General features: G+C 38.0%; 11 protein-coding genes and 3 pseudogenes. 5 read left to right on the forward strand and 9 right to left on the reverse strand.

The window, feature by feature from the left end:
* Nucleotides 1-44: 44 nt before the first annotated feature.
* The 4 genes from CST_RS08490 to CST_RS08505 are packed head-to-tail and all read right to left on the reverse strand — an operon-like array spanning nt 45 to nt 9,697.
* Nucleotides 45-2,723, reverse strand: coding sequence for a phospholipase D-like domain-containing anti-phage protein (locus CST_RS08490; RefSeq protein ID WP_041746577.1), 2,679 nt, complete (start codon nt 2,721-2,723; stop codon nt 45-47).
* Nucleotides 2,724-2,782: 59 nt separating this feature from the next.
* Nucleotides 2,783-5,830, reverse strand: coding sequence for an anti-phage-associated DUF1156 domain-containing protein (locus CST_RS08495; RefSeq protein ID WP_015359473.1), 3,048 nt, complete (start codon nt 5,828-5,830; stop codon nt 2,783-2,785).
* Nucleotides 5,827-6,417 carry a DUF3780 domain-containing protein gene (locus CST_RS08500; protein WP_015359474.1) on the reverse strand — a complete coding sequence of 197 codons (591 nt, stop codon included), beginning with the start codon at nt 6,415-6,417 and terminating at the stop codon, nt 5,827-5,829. The genes CST_RS08495 and CST_RS08500 overlap by 4 nt, the downstream gene beginning before the upstream one ends.
* 22 nt (nt 6,418-6,439) lie before the next feature.
* The gene (locus CST_RS08505) at nt 6,440-9,697 is read right to left on the reverse strand and encodes a DUF499 domain-containing protein (protein ID WP_242823541.1); all 3,258 of its coding nucleotides are present in this window, start codon (nt 9,695-9,697) and stop codon (nt 6,440-6,442) included.
* Between the two features lie 477 nt (nt 9,698-10,174).
* Between CST_RS08505 and CST_RS08510 the strand changes: the two genes are divergently transcribed.
* The 3 genes from CST_RS08510 (at nt 10,175) to CST_RS08520 (ending at nt 14,629) form a co-directional block, all read left to right on the forward strand.
* Nucleotides 10,175-10,615 (forward strand): ISL3 family transposase, encoded by a 441-nt coding sequence (locus CST_RS08510; protein WP_015358154.1) that lies wholly within the window; start codon nt 10,175-10,177, stop codon nt 10,613-10,615.
* Nucleotides 10,602-11,960 (forward strand): ISL3 family transposase, encoded by a 1,359-nt coding sequence (locus CST_RS08515; protein WP_257745869.1) that lies wholly within the window; start codon nt 10,602-10,604, stop codon nt 11,958-11,960. The genes CST_RS08510 and CST_RS08515 overlap by 14 nt, the downstream gene beginning before the upstream one ends.
* 1,448 nt (nt 11,961-13,408) lie before the next feature.
* Nucleotides 13,409-14,629, forward strand: coding sequence for an IS256-like element ISCth5 family transposase (locus tag CST_RS08520; RefSeq protein WP_003512473.1), 1,221 nt, complete (start codon nt 13,409-13,411; stop codon nt 14,627-14,629).
* 588 nt (nt 14,630-15,217) lie between these two features.
* On the opposite strand, the gene glmS is transcribed toward CST_RS08520, so the two are convergent.
* From glmS to CST_RS13350, 3 genes and pseudogenes are all read right to left on the reverse strand, one after another.
* Nucleotides 15,218-17,029, reverse strand: a complete 1,812-nt coding sequence (glmS, locus tag CST_RS08525) for a glutamine--fructose-6-phosphate transaminase (isomerizing) (protein ID WP_015359476.1) — start codon at nt 17,027-17,029, stop codon at nt 15,218-15,220.
* A 991-nt stretch (nt 17,030-18,020) separates the two neighbouring features.
* Entirely contained in the window at nt 18,021-19,394 is a 1,374-nt protein-coding gene (locus CST_RS08530; protein ID WP_015359478.1) for an MATE family efflux transporter, read from the reverse strand.
* A 227-nt stretch (nt 19,395-19,621) separates the two neighbouring features.
* A pseudogene (locus tag CST_RS13350) lies at nt 19,622-19,807 on the reverse strand (transposase); the annotation flags it as partial.
* A gap of 59 nt (nt 19,808-19,866) precedes the next feature.
* Between CST_RS13350 and CST_RS08535 the strand changes: the two are divergent.
* Nucleotides 19,867-21,094 (forward strand): annotated as a pseudogene (locus tag CST_RS08535) (IS256 family transposase).
* 9 nt (nt 21,095-21,103) lie between these two features.
* On the opposite strand, the pseudogene CST_RS13420 reads toward CST_RS08535, so the two are convergent.
* Nucleotides 21,104-21,233, reverse strand: a pseudogene (locus CST_RS13420) (IS30-like element ISCth2 family transposase); the annotation flags it as partial.
* A 126-nt stretch (nt 21,234-21,359) separates the two neighbouring features.
* Nucleotides 21,360-22,262, reverse strand: coding sequence for a LysR family transcriptional regulator (locus CST_RS08540; protein ID WP_015359481.1), 903 nt, complete (start codon nt 22,260-22,262; stop codon nt 21,360-21,362).
* Between the two features lie 148 nt (nt 22,263-22,410).
* On the opposite strand from CST_RS08540, the gene CST_RS08545 reads away from it, so the two are divergent.
* Nucleotides 22,411-23,682, forward strand: a complete 1,272-nt coding sequence (locus tag CST_RS08545) for a cation:proton antiporter (RefSeq protein ID WP_015359482.1) — start codon at nt 22,411-22,413, stop codon at nt 23,680-23,682.
* Nucleotides 23,683-23,843: the final 161 nt, after the last annotated feature.

A 23,843-nucleotide genomic window follows, 5' to 3' on the forward strand; every position in this document is an offset into this window, starting at 1 on the left:
TGATATTTTAAAAAGTGGCATATCTCCAATTCCTCCTTAAATTTCTACATCCACGGTTTTATAAGGTGTTCTACTCTTTCCTCATCATTAAGAACAGTACTCACATTTTCCCAATCTACTTTTGCAACATGCTGGCGATATTTTATGTCAAATGGATGTTCTTCTTTTTCATCGATATCCTCAATTATATCTTTTATTCTCTCATCCCCCAACAGAGGTGAAACTGGGCCTATTATTTCTTCGGTATGTTTTATGCGTTTTTTCAGCTTATTATGGACGTGCTCTTCTATCGAACCTCGATAAAACAAGTTATATACATATACCTCCTTATAGAGCTGGCCCGCACGACGTATACGACCTATTCTCTGTTCCAATCTTATTGGATTCCACGGCAAATCAATATTAATTACCGTCCCAAGGGCTTGCAAATTCAAACCTTCCCCTGCCGCATCAGTCCCTACCAAAACCTTTAACCTGCCATCAAGTACCAGCCCTTTTATCTCATCACGAGGCATTACATGAAGCTTGCCTTTCTTGTAAATTCCCGAACTGTTGCCAATTCCTGCATAAAGCCCAATCCCTACATCTGGAATATCCTCAGAAAGCCTCTGGGCCGTCCACTGAGCAGTATCAAAATACTCTGAGAATATCACACATCCACGTTCTATCCATTTCATCTTTAATAGAATTTCTTTAATTTTGTTATATTTTAGGTCCTCTTCTCGGTTATTGTCCAGTATATCGATAATTTCGGATAAATATTCTAACTCCTTCGCATTACTAAGGTCGAGAGTTAACAAATCATCATCTTCCATATCCTCTAATTCGTCTTCGGTTAAAATTGATTCATCTATGGCTTTCTTTGCAAATATAGCGCGAGCTGTTTTTAAGCCCGCATGTATTGAGCTGCATACCCTTCTCAAAAGCAACGTCTTGTAAAAACCTTTAGCTCCCCTTTCTTTCAATAAACTTGTGAAATCCAGTGCAAGGTCATATGCCCTTTGTATCCTCCACGGCATACTTAGCCCTCTGTCCTGCCCCTCTCCAAATTTAATTTCTATTTTCTCCAGGTATGGCTTGCCTGTTTCAGGGTCTATAAGTTTCTCAAGCGTTTCGCGTCGTCTCCTGACCATAAACCTTATAAATGGATTGTAATTCTTAAAAAAGTCTTCTCTTGCTATTAAGTCTACTATGTCCCTAACATGCGGGTCTAATTCACTATAATTAAACCTTGCTTTTGTTTCATCTTTTCTTAAACCTAAAAACTTTCTAAGGTCTCCAAACAAAAAGCTCATATTATCCTCGTCTTCACTAGGTAATGGATCTTTTATCCATTGCCACGCGTCACTTCCCAGAGGCATTTCTTTCTGACCGCATATATATGCTATTCCATCTAAATGATGTCGCTTCCATTGACTTATTTCTGAACCAAGTATTCGTTCACTCCCTTGAGCTAAAATGTACAACAAATCCCACCCTTCAACAGGATGGAGCTGAATGGGTGTTGCTGTTGCCAGTATCATTGTCTTCGTTCTGAGCGATAGCTTCACTAGAAAGTTCATCAAATTATTAGACTCTGGTTCTTCTGCAGGTTTATTTAAATTTTTCCTGCGAGCCTTATGTGCTTCGTCAACTAATACGCATTCGTATTCAAGCTCCAGCAAAGGTTCAATTGCTCGTGAAGCCCGTTTTATTAACCCATGAGAAATTATCGCTATTTTCCTCGGACATTGAAGAATTGCTGGTCTGCCATTGCTGGGTTTAACTTCTCGTCCATTTTCAATCACCCACTTATTTCCATCAAATACAGCTGATGGAATTCCAAACATACTCTTTAGCTCATCCTGCCACTGGAAAAGAAGTGTTTTAGGGACCAGTATAAGTACGGGCTTATCACTGTATAGCGCTGTCAGCTCAGCTATCAAAGCCAGCTGGGCGGTTTTACCTAAACCCACTTCATCAGCAAGGATATAGCGTGCTCCACCTTTGTTTACATGCTCCTCAAATACCATTTTTATAAAATATTTCTGATGATTCCAAAGCTCCAAACCATCTTTATACATGGGAGATTCTATGACAACGGAAGCGGGTTCTGGATTTTTCCGCCACTCATCTAATGAAACCACGCGTCTTTGAGCTATCCTGCCTATATCTTCTATAATAGCATCACAAAGTTCAAGCGCATATGGATTATTCCAGAAGAAGTCAAACTCCTCTTGTACCCATTTAACACTTTTTTCTGAATCGTCAGACCACAACATCTCATAGTTTTCTGTCCATGCAGCACGTGTCTCGTTAACACTGCCTATATATGCTATTTTACTGCCATCATGCCTTGTTATTACCCCTGCCTTCGCATGAACTAGACCATATACATCATCAGGCATTACCTTTACTTGCATCTTCCCACTTTTCAAAAGGTCATAGAGTTTTTTGAACCTTTCCTGGCACAAAATTGCCTTTTCTTCTGGCCTTGAATATTTCCATTCTTTTACCAATTTGCGCTTTACCATCTTCGCAACCTCTACATCTTCTTTTTTCACATTTGAGTTGCATACCACTCTAATTGGCCCATCTACACTTTCTATTGCCTCACCAGCCACTTCAAGAACAGATGAGCAAAAGTAACCTGCAAGTCTATCGTAACCCTGGGCATTTTTGAGAGATGGGTTCAAGAACTCGTCTAATAGATTGTTTCGGCGTGAAGAGTAGTGATTCAACATAATCAGGCGGGGACAACCCAAAAGCTGAGGTGTCCCCTTTCGCCCCCTTTCCAGCGAGGTTACATTCTATCATTTACAACCCTTTCCAACAGGTGGCGTGCTATTCTTGAATCTTCTACCCATTGAGGTAATATGCTGAGATTTGAGATATATCTCAATAGTATCTCCACCTTTAGTTTTTTATGCCAGTATTCACTGCCAAGCTTGTTTTTCAGCCACTCGTGGCCAATGCTAATCGCTGTAGTCTCATCGCCTATTTCCCTTATTTTTTCCTGCGTCACGTTGATTGCAGCAAGTATATATCTCAGCATCGTATTACTAAACCCATGTTGAGTTTCTAAAATTGTCATTCCAAACTCCGTTGCCGTTTTTACTCTTGCCCTATTTACCCTATTTTCTCCCAGCAAATCATCATAATCCAGTATGCCCAGCCCTCTGGCAGCATCCTGGTATAACTTTATTTTCCTTTCCCCTTCCTTCTCAAACTCAAGGCCGCGAATGTAATATTTCTCGTAGTTATTCAAGCTGGCCCACACTTCCCTAATGCTTTCAATATCGTAACCCAATCCCTTAAATCCCTCAGGCAGGATAATGCTGCTTGCATACGAGCGCATATCTTCCAGGAATTCTGTCATTTTTTCCTCTGATTCGCTAATATCATATGCAGTCAATACCCTCAATGCCGCATAATACCCTGCAAGCTCTAGATCAGCTGATGTAAAGATTTTATTGCCTTTAAGCCCATTTTCAACCTCCATCATATAATGGATCTGCTTCTCCACTTCATTTTTTACAATACCACGAAGCTGTCTTAAGAAAGCTTTTTGCCTCTTATAAGCCGAATCCTTTTTGAGAATTATCGCCACTGTTGACTGAACGTAGTTACCTTCATCAATTCCTACCGATTCTGTTTCGGTAGCGACAGACCACGCATTCATAATCCTTAAGCCCGCTGAGAGCAGAATTTGAACAAGGCTTGCAAATACCTTTGCGCTTTGATGCGTGAACATTATTATAACATAACCGCCTTCAAGTGTATGTTCGGCTATATTCTTGAAGGCTTCCGTCATGGCAAGCTTAAATTGGTCATCCGACCCTTTTATAGCCAATGCCCTTTTGCTGTCCGTATACCACTCAGGGAAAACTTCTTTTAAAAACTTCTTGTCCCATGCTAAAAAGAACTCCGAAAGCTCGTGGTAGTTAACTGCATCGGCATAGGGGGGATCAGTAAGCCAGACCATGCAATAGTTTTGTAGTATTCTGGCATCTAAAAGATTAGTATATAAAACTTTGTGTTCAATATTAAATAACCTATTTAATTTAAAAAACCAAGATTCATCTAGAGCTTTTAATCCTCTTACACCGTAATTAAATAAAGTATTTAAGGCTTGGTTATAAAAAGTTTGAGCTGTATGTCCTATCCCACCAGATTTTGTAGGATCCCATATACATAACTTAGAATTCCAATTACAGCACCTATTCACCCCCAGCAGTCCCACAATTCTCTCTTCTCTTGTCTTTGCTTCTTTGTCAATCAGCTCCATCAAAAGCCCGTGTAAAAGGAGCTGGCGGGGGTTGAAAAGCTGATGCCAGTATGCCCAGCCTCTCTCTCTTATTGGCTGAGATGTATTATAGCCTTCTTCAATCACATCGCTTGGAATATACCCTTTTTGTTGCCACTCGCTGAACCTTTCTCCTAAAAGCTCAATTACCTTCTTTTCCCTTTCCAAATCCTCCTCATCTGGTGCTTTGTAATACCTTTCTGTCCTTATTCTTCCATTTTCATCTTTGTACTCCTTTTCATACCTTATACAGTAAAGCCTCTCCTGGAATACGTCATCTTCCCTTGGCACAAATTCATGCTTTTCCCAACGCCTTAAGCCCCAAATGGTATTGCCTTTTTCGTCCTTTTTGTCTCCCCTTATCTTCGATATAGGCACGCTGTTTTTACAGTGCGGGCATTTGAGTTCACTCCTCATCACGGTACCTTTCTTGGCTATTTCCATCTCTTCATCGCTTGCATTCATTTTTATCTCTATATCAAAGCTTTTACTCTCAGCGTTTTCTTTTAAAATAGCAACGGTTCTCGTATTCTTTCCAATTATCCACGAGGGAGCTAGTGGTACCCTCCACCCACAATCAGGGCAAACCGCTTCTGTGCAGTAAAGATAAGCGTTTGCTCTATGCCCTTGCGAGTTGTGCTCTATGCCCCATTCTGTTATCTGCTTATCAGCAAGTTTAAATATCCTCTCTTGAAATGCTTTCAGCTTTTTTATTTTATCTTCTGGCAGCCCTAAAAGGTTCAGGGCAGACCATGTCAAGAGCATTGCAACTGGGTTTAGATCAGAAGCATACACATTAAAACCCAATCTTGCTGCTTCAAAGGGTATGTTACCCCCTCCACAAAAAGGATCGCCAACTGTTGGAACGTGTCCAAAACGCCTCTCTCCCAATTGCTTTACTATTTCCTGATATGAATATGCATTTGTTCCCAAATAATTATTAATATCTTCCCATGTCTCTCTCGATAGATTATCAACCTTATCCAAACCTTCGCAGTATTTTAATTTCAAATCATAAGGTAATCGCTTGAAAATTTCCAATTCATACTGGTTACACTTTAATCCAAGATGTACTTTAAAATACTGCTTCTTTTCTTCCTCAGTAGCATATTTAAAAGCTATTTCAGCAGGTAACGTATCAAGGCTGTAGTTCTCATCTTTTATTCTCTTTACTACCTCTTTCTTGAAAGTATGGAGCACTGAGCCATTGGTTTTATACTCAATGACCGCACCGCAATCTGCTTTTTCCTCATCAGTCATATACTCATATACGACAATAGGCTCTAACTTTTTATTTTTTCGCTTTAATAGCTCACGTTCTGATAAACCCAATAATTTCATATAGATTTCTGTATCCCTTTTAATGTCATCTGAAGCAGGAAGCAGAATGCCTAATAACAGCGCACGAGCATACACAAGAGGTTTTCTGCCCCACCACTTGCCAAGGCCTGTCAGTATTTGCCCCGCTCCTGATTTTCGTTCTTTATACGTCTCATATGACATAAGTTTAGGGAAAAAAACCTTTTCTATTATGCTTTCGCTCACAAATTACTGCCTCCTTCGTAGTCCCAAATACTCAACTGCCTTGTTTTTTCTTCATCAACTGGGTTTTCTAACAGACCATATTTTATTCCCTTTCGCCAACCCATGTTTTTTTCGTTGGCACTACCCGTTGCCGCATTGGCAAGTCCATACAAAAACCATCTTTCCTCTGGCCTGAGCCCCTGCCAATTGATTATTGCTTTCGGCAGAATGTCAACATCCTCAACATCTTCCACTGCCCACAACAGAAGTACTAACTCTTTCCCCATAAGCCTGTTAACAGGATTGTTCCCTGTTTTCCATTTATAAATCTTATATCCTTCTTTTCTAAGTCTGGAGTTAAATTCCTGGGAGAGGTATGAGGATAATCTTTCCCAGATATTGTAAGCAACTACCACTTTTAATTTGTTCTCTGTCGTCCTGCTTTCATCTATACCTTTTAAATCCTCTTCTCCACGCCATACAAAACGCTCGTATACTTTTACCTTTTCTTTTTTACTCTTAGGGATAATCACCATAAAATGGTGGTGAGTCTCTTCTGGATTAAAACCATAACCATATGTTAGCGTCTTGATTTGTGTTTTGCCCATATATCTCAAGCTCCTTATACTTTTACGGTTGTTCTACTTCTCCACTGCAATCTTCTATCTTCTTGTTCTGTAACTTCAACCATTCCAAAAAGTCCTTCCCTGTTTCAAAACGCATGGTTTCAAATCTACCGCTAACCTGCGCTTGACTGTCTCTAATAATCTCCGTTGACAGGTTCTCAACCAAATTCTGGAGTAAATCAATATCTATTCCTTCTCCTTCAGAAAGTATCACTGTCATTTCACGTTTAGAATCCTGGTTGCCTCTTATGTCAAGGTAAATCTTCACGGGTTTAGCATTGCTGGACTTCAACTTTTGTATCTCATAATAATAAGCCACTTTATCGCTGAAACGCACAAAGTTATTGCTGCGTGGCTGATATTTAACAGGTTTTGCTGGGTTAATAACAAGCCCCATTTTGGTGTTAATTTCAAGTACATTCGAATACCCCTTATCGTTTTGAGCAACTATTAGAAGAAGTTGAACTTGTGCAGGATCAACAATTATCTCATCTCCTTCTAATAAAACTCTTGTATCGCTAGTAACAGGCGAAGAGCCGTCTGTTGTGTAATAGATATCTGCTTCTGGCAAGCTTTTCACTTTTATATGCTTTAGTCCTTGCATATCTGTAGCCTCTTCAGCCTTTCTTAGTTTTATAGGGCAAGTAAATACATATGGATCACCATCAATATTTGCGCCAGAGGAATCCATTGCAACAAATGTAAACTTATCGTTCCTGCCAGGCTTCAATCTGAATTCGTCCCAATTATCCACATTTTTGGCGGTAACTAAATCTATTGTGGTGCCTGGATTATAATAGACTGTATCTGCATTCTTAACATTTAACTTCAAAACAATCTCATCATTTTCAAAATCATATTCAACATCGCTGTCTACCGTTACAGCTGCTTTATGCTGCGGTTTGAGTATTATTTCATAGCCATCTTCGAGCCATTTCCCAGTTCTTATTTTCCAATCTTTATACCTATCCAGTAAATCTGGTACATGCCATACCCATTTTGGCCTGTCAGCTGCACGTTGCCTTATCTCATCCCATGTGATAGAGGTCCGCTGGGATGTAGCAATATCTAACAAAGAAGCTTGGACGTCTTCGTCAAGCTCGGCCATTTCTTTTGGATCGTTGATATCAATTTCAATATACTTTCCCTCGTTTTTAAGCGACTGTTTAATTACTTCTTCCCCGTCACGGTTGTTACCAAGCAGTTGGTCTACCACAGATTTAGCAGAAAAAACACTATTCCTACTTTGCCTTGTCTTCACTGGCTCCGCCTCAGATTTCTTAGTTATAGTACTGTAATCTATCTCTATTTGATGTAGGTAATCCTTTGTAATATCGTTATTTGGGTAATATAATTTCTGGAAGGTCGATTTGATTCGTTCCAAAACCCTCAAGGCACTGTTACCCAATTCACTTTCAGCTCGCTTATACTCTGGATCTATTGAACTAACCCCTATCCCGTTTAATGCATTCATAACTTCGTCCCACGCCAAATAGTCCTTCATGCTTTCTATCAGTTCTTTGTAGTATCTGTTTGAACCTGTTAAAAACAACAACCTGTTTTTGTTATGTTCAAGTTCCGTCCACCACTCAACAAGTAAAGGATTTAGCTCACCAGCGGCATTTACAGGCTTAGAGATTACCAATGTAATTTCTTCTCGTTTAGGCAGCAAGCTGCTCAAATCCTTAGGCAGCGCCACTATGTTTTGATATACAGCCTGGTAGCAATCCTTATCACGTGGTTCAAAGTATGTCATTAGCGTTCTTTGTAGTGTATCTTCTGCCGTACTATCAGTAATCGTTTCTCTATATCTTACCATTTGCGCTATGACATTCTCATTGTAACCGAAATACTTTTTACCTCGCTGATTCTCTTTTGAATATGATGTACGACGCCAATACTCTTCAAACACGCTTTTGGCCTTGTTTACATCATCATTCGGTTCGAGAGTATAGGCATATATTTCTTCCTCAGTTAAACCTATTGCTTCTGTATCAGTTGAGGGCAACGATGCAAATAAAATGGCCTTGGCAAACTTACTCGCAAGACTAGTATTATGCTTTTTATCTATCTGTTGAGCCGCAGACCCACCGCTTAAAGAATGCACATCCCTATTTATAGCATTGTCCAAATCAGGATTTATTGACACTAGCAAATCTCTCATATCGTTGCCGTTTTCCTGACTTAAATCGTAGTCGCTTACAGTTATAAAATACTTATGGGGTAATTTGTCTCGATTGAGATACAGGTACCGAACATATCGTCTGAATAATCTTAGCAATCCCCGTGTCTGTTGAAACTTTAAGTTGTTTCTGAAGTTAGCTATCAATTCAACAATCCCTGGATGAAAAGGATAGCATTCTTTAAACCTTAACTTGATCTTGTCTGCTGCATCGGCTATTAGCCCTGATTTTTCAAGGCTGGATAAAAAATCAAAATAAGCATCAGCAATAGCATTAACATTAGGATCCGCCTGGGGTATTGCAGGATACTGTTCAAAAAGTTTCTTCCGAAGGATTTCGTAAATTTCTGGACTGCTAATATCAATGGGTTTTAATATTTCTGCAGTTCGTTCTGCCTCATCCTTGAGTGAAAGCGCCGTTTTATTAATAACATATTCGCTTCCCCTCTCATATTTCGCTTCAAGGTCGGATATCACCACCACTACTCTTGACAGGTCAGGATAATTTAAAGCATTAAACAAATTAGCCAAACCACTACTTACAAAAACTGCCTTAGTAGAGTCACCTTTAGGTATTGTCTCTGCAGTTTCAAAATAAAATGGCAGCTCGTCCAAAAGCAACAGGAGAGGACCTCCTCCCAAAAGTTCACGCCAATCACTATCACTTGGTGGTTCTAATCCTTCTCTCACACTCGGTACGAGTAAATTGAGTCTGTTTAACCTGCGTGCAATTTCTATCCATGGCAGTTCTGTAGTATTTCGCCCTGTAAAACCTACAATCTCTATTTTACCCTCATATAAATATGGAAAGTCAGCCCCTAATATTTGCTTTCTCATGCTTGGATACTGTGCTAACAGACCAAGCGCAATCATGTTGTGAGTCTTGCCGCCACCCATTGACTGCTTTAATACAATCAGACCTGAACCATCACTTTGCCCGATAAACCTGGCAAAAGCTTTCCTAAAAAGTAAAGTCATATTTTTAGTAACATAGGTTTTCGAAAAAAAATCATTCGGGTCTATTTTCTTGTCTAAAAACAGATTTAATTCCTGAGCATCCTCTATGCTTCCACCTTTCAATGTTTCCTCTCGGGGCTTACAAAGCTCAAAAATTGTCTTTAGCATTTAAATACTTTACCTCCCTCTAAATTTGTCTTTATATTTTAACTTCGCCTAGTCTAACTTTTAAACTGCATACATATACAAAATTCCCTTTAAACTCAATAATTCTTTTTATGTTTATATCCTGCAACACACCACCATTGCTTTGCGCTATTTATACTACATCCAGTCATATCAACTTTTGTATATCTAACGCTTGAAAACAAATTAAATTCTCTTGCTGAACCTTGTTTCCCTTTTTAAGCATGGCAAAATACGTATAAACTATATTCCTTAACGACCGACTAATGGTCACATTATGCTTTACTACTAAATCATAGATATAAGATAGTTCGGCATTTGGCACATTAATATGGTTCTTTCCAGAGTTAGTTGATTTAATATAAAAGTATGGTATAATGAAAAAGTATTAAACAAAAGAAAAGAGGTAATTTTATGGATGAGTTTATTAAGCAGTTAGATCAAAATCTAGACTACATTTGTCATGAAATAATTAATGGCAGATGCTATATAACAGTAGCTTCCAACCGTAAAGAAGTAATATGTCCATTCTGCGGTTGGCCATCATCCAAAACACATTCCACATATAGCAGAACCTTTCAGGATCTTCCAATACAAGGTAATAAGGTATTTATTATTATGCGTAATAGAAAGATGTTTTGTAATAATCCTGACTGTAATCATACTACTTTTGCAGAAAGATTTGATTTCATTTCCGATAAGGCGAAGAAAACACAACGCCTTGAGGATGAAATTGTACGCCTGTCATTAAATTGCAGTTCTGTTGCGGCGTCTAAAACTCTGAGGGAGAATGTTGCGGATGTTGGTAAAAGTACTATCTGCAACCTCTTAAAAAAAAGAAATACCTGTTGTTGATAAGGAGAATGTAATAGCTGTCTGCATTGATGATTTCGCCATTAGGAAACGTGAAAGCTATGGAACAATTATGGTGGATATCTCCAAACGTCAAATAATTGATATGATTAACTCAAGAGATTATGAAACTGTCTGCAAGTGGCTAAAAACATACCCAAATCTTCATGTGGTATCGAGAGACGGGTCTGTCACCTATAATAATGCAATTGCAGATGCACATCCGGGGGCTTTACAAATAAGTGATCGTTTTCACTTACTGAAGAATCTGACCTCATATGGGAAGGAGTATCTAAAAAAGAAGCTAAAGCCACAAATCTTAATACAAGCGGTTAGTCAGGAAACTTCCAATGAAGGAACAGGAACAATTAAACAGGCAGATGAAAATAGAAAACTTACATTAAAAGAGAAATATGAGCGGATAGAACAACTTCTAGCAGCAGGAAAGTGCAAAACAGCAATCTGCCAAAGCATAAATATGGATATACGGGCTTATGATAGGCTGATGTCAATGACGCCCGAAGAAAGAGAATCTTCATTTCAAACAAAGATGATGACCGTGCACGAAGAGAAAGTGAAACAAAAAATGGAACGTGTGAATGAAGTGCGTGAGTTAAAGAAAATAGGTTGTAGCAATCATGAGATATCCAGACGTACTGGACTTAATAGATCAACAATTCGGAGATATCTTGATGAAAACTTTAATCCAGTCCATGCTTCCTATGGCAAAAAGAAAAACGGGAAACTAACACCATACATAAAAGAAATTGATGAATGTCTTGAGAAAGGGATTATGGGTTCTGAGATTGAAAAAAAGATACGTGGGATGGGATATGATGGTTCATCATCAACTGTGCGGCAGTACATAACAGATTGGAAAAGGTGTAGAAAATTATATTACGATAGAAGTAGAGAAGGTGGAAGAAAAACGGAAACAATTGAAAGAAAAAATATTTTTAAGCTATTATACCACCCAATAGAGAATGTGAAGTCAATCAGCCGGGAACAATTTGAAAGGATATGCAATGAATATCCTTGTTTTGAAAAGATACATAGTATAATATGGGAATTTAAAGGACTTCTCACTGGTAAAAATGTTGACGCACTCGATAAATGGATGGAGAAAGCAAAAAAGCTAGGTATACCGGAAATAGACAGTTTTATATGTGGACTTGAACGGGATTTGGATGCCGTGAGGAATGCGATAAAATATGAATATAGCAATGGGCTTGTAGAAGGGAGTATTAATAAACTGAAGGTAATAAAACGAGTTATGTATGGGCGATGCAGTTTTGAAACATTAAGAACCAAAACTCTCCGGCTTGAAAAAATGCGATTGCTCAACTAACTCTGGAAAGAACCATTAATATTAACCATCTTACCCGTACGTGACTCAAAAATATAATATTCAAACAGTTTTTATGGATGAAAATGGTATAAAATATACATAACCACCTTTGCACGAACAGAAGCGAGCTGATTTTGTCGGGCGTACTCTGTACGTAATGCATGCATTCTTGGCGAAATAACAGTCCAAATCTTTTTTTTCTTTCTTTACTCTATCTACGCTCCCTGTGAATTCATTCAGTATAATATAGTAAATTGTGGGACAAAATTTATCAAGCTTTTTAATTATTTTTTATTCTGAGTTTTGTTCACCTGTATATTTAAAATAAACTCCGCTCCAAACGATTTTACATCAAACCCTTATTCCTTCTCGCCTTAACCCTATTCTCCCGATCTCTTCCATATAATAAAGTTCAGTTCTAAAATTCCATATTTGATTCCATTTAATAATAACATTTATTCCTTAATTCTTGTAGTAATTTTTGAAATAAAGTCGGTTCCAAATTGGTATAAGGTGAAAGGAAAAAGGTATAAGGTTGCATCTTCTCATGTGTTTCTTCTATTCTTTTTTCACTTCCGGCATCAATATATAATACTCTTAATCCCTTTAAAAGCAATACTTTCAATCTTATACCTTATACCTTAACCCTTTTAACCTATTAAAAAGTAATCCCGCAGCAAATGAAGATTTCTCCTGCATCTGCTACGGGATTTTGGAACGAACTTTATTTTTATAGAGCGAACTTTATTTTCATGGAGTGAACTTTATTTGAATTATACAACTGTATATTTAAAATAAACTCCGCTCCAAACGACTTTCCCTCAAACCCTTATCCCTTCTCGCCTTAACCCTATTCTCCTAATCTCTTCCAGATAATAAAGTCGGTTCAAAAATTCCATATTTTCATTCCATTTAATAACATTTATTCCTTAATTCTTGTAGTAATTTTTAAAATAAAGTCGGTTCCAAATAGGGATATGTTGAAAGGAAAATAGGAATAAGTTTCATGGGTTAAGGGTTAAGGTTTTATTTCACCCTTTCAGTTGCTATATCAATATTATCTTCAATACAGTAGTCAATACTTCTCTCAATCCCTTTAAAATCAATAGTTTTAAGGCTGTAACCAACAAATAATTCTAATCAAAATTCTAATGAAAAATCTAATAACTTAGTCCTTATACCTTAGCCCTTTCCCCTGTAAAAAAAGCAAACCCCGCAGCAAAACAGGGGTTATCCTGCATTTACTACGGGATTATGGAATGAACTTTATTTTTATGGAGCGAACTTTATTTTAATGGAGTCAACTTTATTTAAATTATACAACTGTAGTTATAGTCTCAAGTAGTGGTGTAAATTTCGTGGAGGCTAATTGACAAAAGTAACCACGATATGATTTCTACTTTATTAGGGAAACAAAACAAAACAAATAAAGTAGAGGAGGTCATACCGTGGCTACTAATAATAGAATGGCACTTTTAGAACAACTTAGCAAGTATGTTGTTGAAAAAGATAAAGATTTTTTAAAAGAAGCATTAACATTACTCATTAATGCCCTAATGGATGCGGAAGTTACATCAATAATAGGTGCTGAAAAGTATGAAAGGAATAATAATAGAAACAACTATCGCAATGGATATCGTCTAAGAGAATGGGATACTCGAGTAGGAACATTACAGTTAAGCATTCCCAAGTTACGTCACGGAAGTTATTTTCCAAGTCTTTTAGAACCGAGGAAAATGTCAGAGAAAGCATTATTGAATGTAGTTCAGGAAGCCTATGTTCATGGAGTAAGTACCAGGAAGGTGGATGAACTTGTAGAAGCTCTTGGAATGAAAGGGATTGATAAAAGCGAAGTATCAAGAATCAGTAAGCAACTGGATGAATTTGTAGAAGAATTTAAAAACCGTAGACTGGAAGGAGAATATCCTTACCTTTGGCTTGATGCCACTTTCCCCAAGGTTCGGGAAGGAGGCAGGGTATGCAGTATGGCACTAGTTATAGCAGTAGGAGTTAATCAACAAGGTGAACGGGAAATATTAGGTTTTGATGTAGGGATGAGTGAAGACGGGGCTTTTTGGGAGGAGTTTTTAAGAAGGCTGGTAGCAAGGGGTCTAAAAGGTGTAAGGCTTGTAATCAGTGATGCACATGAAGGGCTGAAGGCTGCAATAAAGAAGATTTTAACGGGAAGTGCATGGCAAAGATGCCGTGTACATTTTATGAGAAACGTATTAAGCCAGGTACCAAAGCATTATCAGGGAATGGTATCATCGATAATACGGACAATATTTGCCCAGAATGATCAGGAATCTGCGAGGGAACAGTTAAGGCATGTAGTAGATGAGCTTAAAAATCGTTTTCCAAAAGCAATGAAAATTCTTGAAGAAGCAGAAGAAGAAATCCTGGCATATATGGCTTTTCCCCGTGAGCATTGGGCACAGATACACTCCACCAATCCTCTTGAGAGACTTAACCGGGAAATTCGCCGTCGAACGGATGTTGTTTGCATATTTCCAAATCGTGAGGCGGTAATCCGATTGGTAGGAGCAATGCTCATGGAACAAAATGATGAATGGAAAGTAGGGCGGCGCTATTTCAGTCTGGAATCAATGTCAAAGATTACATCGATAAATGAATTTACATTGACACCAGTAGCTTTATTACATAAATGAGGTGAAAAAATGATAAAGTAGAAATCATTTTACACCACTTGACAAGACACTATCCAACTGTATATTTAAAATAAACTCCGCTCCAAACGACTTTCCCTCAAACCCTTATGCCTTCTAGTCTTAACCCTATTCTCCTAATCTCTTCCAGATAATAAAGTCCGCTCTAAAATTCAATATTTTCATCCCATTTATTAACACTTTTACCTTATTTCTTGTAACATTTTTTAAAATAAAGTCGGTTCTAAATAGGGGTAAGGTGCAAGATGAACAGGGTAAAGTTTCAAGGGTTAAGGGATAAGAGTTCATTTCACTTTTCCATTGCTTTATCAATATTATCTTCAATATAGTCTTCAATCCCTTTAAAATCAATACTTCTAACCTTATCTAATACTTCTTAACCATAATAACCTTATTCCTTACACCTTAACCCTTTCACCTGTTAAAATGCAAACCCCGCAGCAAATGAAGATTTCTCCTGCATCTGCTACGGGATTTTGGAACGAACTTTATTTTTATAGAGCGAACTTTATTTTAATGGAGTCAACTTTATTTGAATTATACAACAACAACAACACATTTAAAGTTTATTTATTCAACAGTTACACTCTTGGCGAGATTGCGCGGTTTGTCAATATCCAGTCCCTTGTTGGCTGCGACATAATAGCTGAACAGCTGCAGGATAATAACCGACAGAGACGGAGAGAACAGTTCATTAATCACAGGGATATTTACAATTTCAAGTTTTTCGCCGGGTAACGCCTTTATGCAGTTACCTATAAACAACACTTTTGCACCTCTGCTGATAACCTGCTCCACATTGCTGTAAATCTTTTCATACAATCTTTCACAGCAGGAAATGGCTACAACCAGGGTATTGTCCTCAATCAGCGAAATTGTTCCGTGCTTTAGCTCGCCACCCGCATAAGCTTCTGAATGAATATATGAAATTTCCTTAAGCTTAAGGGATCCTTCGAGAGCAATCGCATAATCTATATTTCTGCCTATGAAGAAAATGCTTTTATATCCGACGCAGGTTGTGGCATATTTCTGTATTGTATCGACATTCTTCAGCATTTCAGAAACTTTATCCGGCAGAGAGGCAATTTCACTAAAAAGCTTTCTTTCTTCTTCATCTGATAATTTGCCTAATTTTCTGGCGAAAGTCACAGCCAGCAGATAAAGCATTACCAACTGAGCAGAAAAAGCTTTTGTAGTAGCTACAGCTATTTCCGGGCCGGCCATTGTGTATAATGTATAATCGGTTTCCTTAGCAATGGTGCTGCCCATAACATTTACAATGGACAATGTAACGGCTCCCCTTCGCTTTGCCTCTCTCATGGCTGCAATGGTATCTGCAGTTTCTCCCGACTGACTTATCAGGATGACCAGGGTATTATTATCGATTATCGGATCCTTATAGCGGAACTCACTGGCAAGTTCCACTTCCACCGGTACGCGGCATAGCTTTTCAAATACGTACTTTGCAACCACGCCCGCATTATATGCCGAACCGCAGCCTGTAATTACAAACTTGCTGAACCTGGTGACATCAAGACTTTCAATAACCTTTCCGTTATCTCCGTTTGCCAGAACCGACTGAATTGTATCCCTTATAGCCCTCGGCTGTTCCATTATTTCCTTCAGCATGAAATGCTCGTATCCGCCTTTTTCGGCGCTGTCAACACTCCAGGTTATAATCTCCGGTTCTTTGTATATCGGCTCTCTGTCCATGTTATAGAATTCCACACCCGATTTGGTCAATACGGCAATTTCCTTGTCATTGAGATAATAAACTCTGTTTGTGTGTTTAAGAATGGCCGGTACGTCAGACGCAATAAAATTTCCGTGTTCTGCAACGCCTATTATAAGCGGATTGTCCTTCTTTATTGCAATTAACTTATTCGGTTCGTCAAGGCACATAATTCCCAAAGCATATGAACCTTCCAGTGCATTTGCCGTTTTTATAACCGTCTCAACTATATCACCGTTATAATAATATTCGGCGAGCTGAGCAATAACCTCACTGTCGGTCTGGGAAACAAATTTTATTCCCTTCTGCTCAAGCCTTTCTTTTATCTGCTTGTAATTTTCAATTATGCCGTTATGTACAATGGCAATTTTGTTTTTACTTCCCACATGGGGATGCGAATTGATATCCGACGGTTCTCCATGAGTAGCCCACCGGGTATGACCGATTCCTATATATCCTTTAATCGGACGTTGTTTGATTAATTCTTCCAGAGCCGTCAAACGTCCTTTCTGTTTAGCAACTTCAAAACCCTTCTCGTTCATAATTGCTATACCAGCCGAGTCATATCCCCGGTATTCCAACCTCTTCAAACCGTCCAAAATAATCGGTACCGCATTTTCTTTTCCTATATATCCAATAATTCCACACATAGGTTTTTACCCCCTTATAAGATATAACTGCCCATGAGTTTTTATGATGTTTCCCCAGTTTATAACAACTTGGCCCGAAAAACCTTGATATAATCCACGACTCAGTACGTTTAACCTAAAAATCACATTTCCATCATAAAACACGGCAGTATTCCTTTGTTTTCATATATTCGCATCAAATCCAAATAAAAAAGACGTTCATTTCACATAATTTCGGGCAGCCATAACAACCATATGACACGGCATACTCCTGATATCACATTATCTAATGAACGCCTTTGTTCAAATAGTATTATTATATGTTTCTTACAATTAATTGTCAATTACTATTTCATGTTATCATTTGATATTTATATTAGTTTATTTGTGTTTATATTAACTTACACCAATAATAAACAATAATTATAGCTTATTGGGCACGGTAATCCATCCCTATGTATCTGTTACCGCCCCGCAGCTCCTCAATCATTTGATTTATCCACTTTCCATCGTCTCAGGCCTTTTTGCTTTTAATCCACCCCAGATAGTCATTTTGCTGGTATGGCGGTCTTCTTCCGTAGGCTTCCATCAGATTTTCGTATACAAGCCGTTCCTCCACATCCGGAGGCATTGGATTTATCCTCCGTTTCAGTCGGGAGGTATCCATTTGTTCACTTAAACTCCTTTTCCAACCCATAATCTGCTTCGCGCAAAGCTCAACAAACTGGTGACCCGTGCATCATAATTGAACAACACGTCCTAAAGAAAATAAAAGCCTCTTAGATATATAATACTATATTTTTCCTGTTTTTTCAATTTTAAATCTAATTTTTAAAATCAATATTATAGCGATCATCACATCATTGTAAAGTTTATTGAAACATAGGATTGGTACTATCGAAATTTGCAGGTATATAAAACAAACATGGAAATGAAAACATGAATAAAGCTTTGGAAAGGCTATAAGCCGCAGACTTATATGCCAATCCAAAGCTTTTTCAACCAAGGCCGGTTAAGGTTCGACACTTACTGGCCCGACAACTTTATTCTCCTTCCATTTCCCCGAGATATAGAAAATGAAAAGGATAATTCCCGACGCGAAAGTGGCGACCGGCGCCGCAAGCCCAAGCCCCCACAGTCCTTTTTGCATTACCACCCCAAAAATTATCCCTATCGGGATACGGAAACCGATTGATGAAAGAATACCGCAGACCGACGATATAACCGTATGCCCTGAACCAGTAATAAGCCCGTTCAGACAAAATGTAAGCGGTACAAGCAGGTAATCAAAGGAAAATGTTCTGATATACTCAACCCCTGCAGCAATTGTTTCTGGGTTACTGTCAAACAGCGAAAGAATTTTCTCCGGAAACATCTGTGTTAAGGCAAATACTACAAATGTAATTGAAAACGAAAGCGCCAAGCCTGTGTGGAATGTTTTTCTGGCGCGTTCGGTTTCCCCGGCTCCCATATTCTGCGCTACCATCGCAGATACCGAAGAGCTTACGGCTATGGCAGGCAATATTGCGAATCCGTTATATTTTCCAACAATTCCGACAGCGGCGGACGCACTTACTCCCATGCTGTTTGCAATAGTGGTAAGCACGAGGAAAGAAAAGTTCACAATTACATTCTGTATTGAAATCGGTATACCTATCTTAATAATCATGTTAAAACGCTCTTTATAAAATTTAAAGGAACTAAGCTTGAAGTCAAATTCAAAATCACTTCTTTTAAGGTAAATAATGCATAAAATCATGCTTAATGCCTGAGAAATAACCGTCGCGATAGCCGCTCCCTTTGCTGCCATTCTATAAACTCCCACTAACAAAAGATCAAGAAAAACATTCGTTACACATGCTATGGTTACAAAATACAACGGCCTTTTACTGTCGCCGAGGCCTCGCAAAATTGCCGCAAATGCATTATAGCCAAAGATAAATATCGTCCCCAGAAGAGTAACGTCCAGATAATTCCTTGCCTCCTGATATGATTCGGCAGGTGTCTGCAGAAGGCGCAGAATTCCGTCCGACAAAATTAACATAATAATCGTTAAGCCAATACCGGCAACAAGGAGGAAGGTAAGAAGGGTACTTATGGTTTCCCTCATTCCCTTTCTGTCGCGGGAGCCAAGGTATTGACCAATAATTACGGTTCCACCGGTTGTAAGCCCTATAATAATGTTTGTCATTATAAATGTGACCTGACCGCCAATATTAACTCCTGAGATGCCGGCGGTTCCTGAGTAGATACCTACTATAAGCATATCGGCAACATTATAGAGGCTTTGTATCATATTAGAAAGCAAAAACGGCAGTGCAAAAAGTATAAGCTGTTTGACGACATTCCCTTCAGTCAGGTTTTTCTCAATTGATGCCTTCTTCATAGTTCTGTCCCCTATCTCCCCTTCTACAGTCAAAATTTATGGCAGAATAACAAAAAATAATGCAATCAGTTCAGACTGCATTTTAAAAAAGGTTAGCTTATCTATTATAACATAAAATATCCGGAGTACAATTTATATTTTTTTCAAACTAACATAATATAAATTGCAATATTAAATGCCGTGAAAAATTTGGTAAATCCATTGCTTACTGGAATAAATTCTATACATCATACCGCCATTTCTATGGCTGACCTATAACCAAACATTCTTCTTGGATATTCATTAATCCATCTCTCTATACTTTTTATTTTTGCTTTACTTACTTTTGATATATCTGTTCCTTTTGGTATAAATCTTCTTATCAGTTTATTAATATTTTCGTTCGTTCCTCTTTCCCAAGAACTATAAGGATGGGGTGTTAAAATAAAATTGTGTCTGGTGTATAATAAAATCACAAAGGAGGCTGGTAATTATGGATAAAAATACCTATTATGAAACAGTCAAAAATATGGCGGTTGAAAAAGTATTAAACCAGTATTGCTCTGATTCAGATCCATCACGCCCTGCCCTCAAAAAGTTGCTGGAGGATTTGCTCGACTGGTTTATGTTGTCTGAACGCCAAATCTATCTCTTGAAAAACGAGAACGACAAAGGCAACGGCTTTTATGATAGAAAACTTGGTACACCTATGGGTAACCTGGACATCTCTGTCCCAAGAACTCGCACTGGCGATTTCAGACCCCACATCCTACCTGAACCGTATAAAAGGGTGGATGAATCCTATACAGACCTTCTTATGTCCCTTATTGTCAACGGTTATTCAGAATCTTCTCTCTTAAATACCCTCAAAAGCCTCAACCTTCCTTACTCTGATGATGAACTCAACAAAATCAAAGATGACCTAAAAAGTGAATTAGACCTTTTCAAACAACGGGAATTACCCGAATCGGTGTTTGCTTTATTAATCGATGCTTATCATTGTGAGATAAAAGACGGCTCAAAAGTGAAGAAAGCCGCATGCTACATAATCCTTGGCGTTGATATGGAAGGTAAGAAAGACATCTTTGGCCTTTACACCTTCTTCGGCAAAGAAAACAGAGCCGATTGGAACAAGGTCTTTGAAGACTTGATAAACCGCGGTCTTAAACGAGTTTTAGTGGTTGTAAGTGATGATTTCCCAGGTATTATCGAGACCGTCAAAGCTGTATATCCATATGCTGATCATCAGCTCTGTTTTGTACACCTTCAGAGAAATATCCGCAAATACATGACCAAAGCTGATGCCGCAGAATTCAATAAAGAACTCGATAAAATAAAATTTGCTTCTTCCTTTGATGAAGCTGTTCAAAAGTTTTATGACCTTTGCAGTAAATTTAAGAGTAAATATAGCCGATATATGAACATTCTCATGGAGAAAGCAGAACATTATATGGCTTTCATTAAATACCCCGAATCCTTGAGGAAGCATGTTTATACTACCAACAGTGTAGAGAGTATCAACAGTCTAGTTGAAAAAATTCGGATAAGATCGGGTGGTTACTTTAACTCTGTCGAAGTATTGGAAATTAACATATATTTACAGAGGGAGAACTTAAGGCGGACAAAATGGAAAAAAAGCGGTACCAATGATAAATGCTCACATTTATGAAATACAACAAATTTTCCAGTTACGTTACTTTAATCAGACACAAAATTCTTGACAACTCTCCTATGGCGTATCTTTCTCTTTCATTTAGGTGTTTGTTTTTTCTTGTTTCTGTGTTATTATTCATATAACTCATGGTACTCCTTTGCTAATGTTTTTCTTTGGTTATTAAACATTTTACAATGGATTACCATGAGTTTTCTATATATTACGGCATTTTATTTTACAACTTCCCTTCAAACTAACATAATATCCGTATTACAGAAATTTATGGGGTTATTACAATGAAAATTTCATTTCATCCGGCTTAAAAAAAACTTTCATGAATTATAAAATTTAATTACTTTATTGTATTCCTTCATAATATACTGCAGTATGTCCACATGTTCGAAATCGCTGTGATACAGAATATTAATCTCACGTATCATACTGAGGTTTTCAATGGGGAGTACCGAAATTTTTCCCTTTTTCATTTCGTCCAGGCATGCACTCTTGGCAAGAATGGATACACCGATATCCCTCCGCACAAGATCCTTAATTGTGGCAATATTATCAACTTCCAGTATAACATTAAAATCATCAAGGGACATATTCCTGCTTTCCAAATGGGCCATAAACAGGTTCCTTGTGCCTGATTTCGGACTGCGCAGAATTAACGGCTGCTTTTTTAGCTCATTTATTGTTACAATACTTTTTTTGGCTAACGGGTTATTGTTGGAAACTACCAGCATTAAGGAATCTGTATCAAGCAAAATTGAATTAATACTGGGATCCTGTACTTTTCCTTCTACAACAGCTAAATCTATTTCATAATTCTTAAGCATACTATAAAGATTATTTATGGAATCAGAAACTATTCTTATAGTCGTACCGCGATTCTGAGAACTGTACCTTCCCAGCACTTCTGCCACGGCATTACTTTCTGCGGTATGAGTAATCCCTACGGTAAGACGTCTGACATGGCGCCGTTCATCCTGAATATTCTGTTTCATTCTTTCATATAGAGCAATTATCCTTCGTGCATACTGAATGACAATATTACCTTCATTTGTCGGTTTTATTTCATTTCCCACACGGTTAAAAATTTTTATATTCAGTTCCTTTTCCAACTGCTTTATATGCTGAGTTACCGCCGGCTGTGTTAATGACAGGTATTCTGCTGCCCGTGTATAACTCTTATATTCAACTACCGCCAATAATGTATAGAGCTTAACGTCAATCACTCTATTCATCCCCGATTATAAAGTTTATTTATCATATTCAAATAAAATATAAATTTACTTTATAAAATTTTTGATTATAATCATAGCATATATCCGGAATAGAAGCAAGATTAAGGACAAATTTGATTGATTGGAGGAATTTCGGTAAATGTCTAATCTTTTGTATAACTTTAATTACACAACTGTTACTCTTTTATCTTTAGCATTAATTTTAGCAGCAGGCTTTTTGCTAACGCGCATTACAAAAATAGCAAAACTGCCAAATGTAACCGGTTATATAATTGCCGGCATTCTGATAGGTCCATATGTTCTGAACTTCATTCCGCATGAAATGGTTGAAAACATGAGTTTTATCAGCGATATAGCCTTAGCTTTTATAGCCTTCGGTATTGGTCAATTTTTTACGAAGGAAGCATTTAAAGAAACAGGTTTTGGCGTTTTTGTGATTATTATAACGGAATCCTTAGTGCCGGGAATTATGGTAACTCTTTTCACACATTTTGTATTTTGTTTGAATTGGAGTTTTTGTATGATTTTAGGTGCTATTGCCACAGCAACTGCACCTGCCAGCACAATGGTTACGATTCGGCAATACCATGCTCGTGGGAATTTCGTTAATACATTACTTCAGGTGGTTGCCTTTGACGACGCTGTATGCCTTATATCCTTCAGCCTGGCGTCTGCATTTGTTAGTTCAAGCATTGGGGAAAATGTCTCAGTTTCCCAAATTATTATACCGGTTGTTTACAATATTGGTGCTCTCGCAATGGGTTTTATCGGTGGAATTATATTAAGCAAGCTAATCACACCCAACCGAAGCCAGGACAATCGACTGATACTAACCATATCACTTCTGCTCGGAATTGCAGGCCTGTGCGCTGCCGCGGATATTTCACCTTTACTTTCATGTATGGTGCTTGGTACAACATATATTAATATAACCAAAGACAGGGAATTGTTCAAACAGGTTGAAAATTTTACGCCTCCTGTTTTGTCGGTATTTTTTGTAGTATCAGGAATGAGATTGGATATAAGTTCTTTCCGTTCATTAGGGATAATTGGAGTATTCTATTTTGTAACACGAATTGTCGGAAAATATATCGGCGCCTATATTGGTTGCTTAATAGCAAAAAGCACAAAGGAAGTAAGAGATTATCTGGGATTGGCTTTAATTCCTCAAGCGGGCGTTGCAATTGGGCTTGCTTTCCTTGGGGAAAGAATTTTACCCGGCGGCATGGGAAATATGTTGCTTACAATAATATTATCATCTTCAGTATTGTATGAATTAATTGGACCGGCTTGCGCTAAAATCGCGCTGATACGTTCGGGTTCAATAAAAAATCAAAAAGAAAAAACTGAATTAACCTCCGGGGAAATAAAAACTGAACACAAAAACTTATATTGCAACGGCAAAGTGTAAATCTTCTGCAAAATGCCCGTTTTGTTGCCTGCTTTAACGTTACTGTCCTGCGCTGAGGTTTTCGGCTTTCACTCAAAATAACAGAATAGCTTTTTAGCTGATTTGAATATTTAAAACCAATTCTGGGCTTAAGGATAAAATACGACAATATGTTACTTGTA

The organism is Thermoclostridium stercorarium subsp. stercorarium DSM 8532, from assembly GCF_000331995.1.
Classification (GTDB): domain Bacteria; phylum Bacillota; class Clostridia; order DSM-8532; family DSM-8532; genus Thermoclostridium; species Thermoclostridium stercorarium.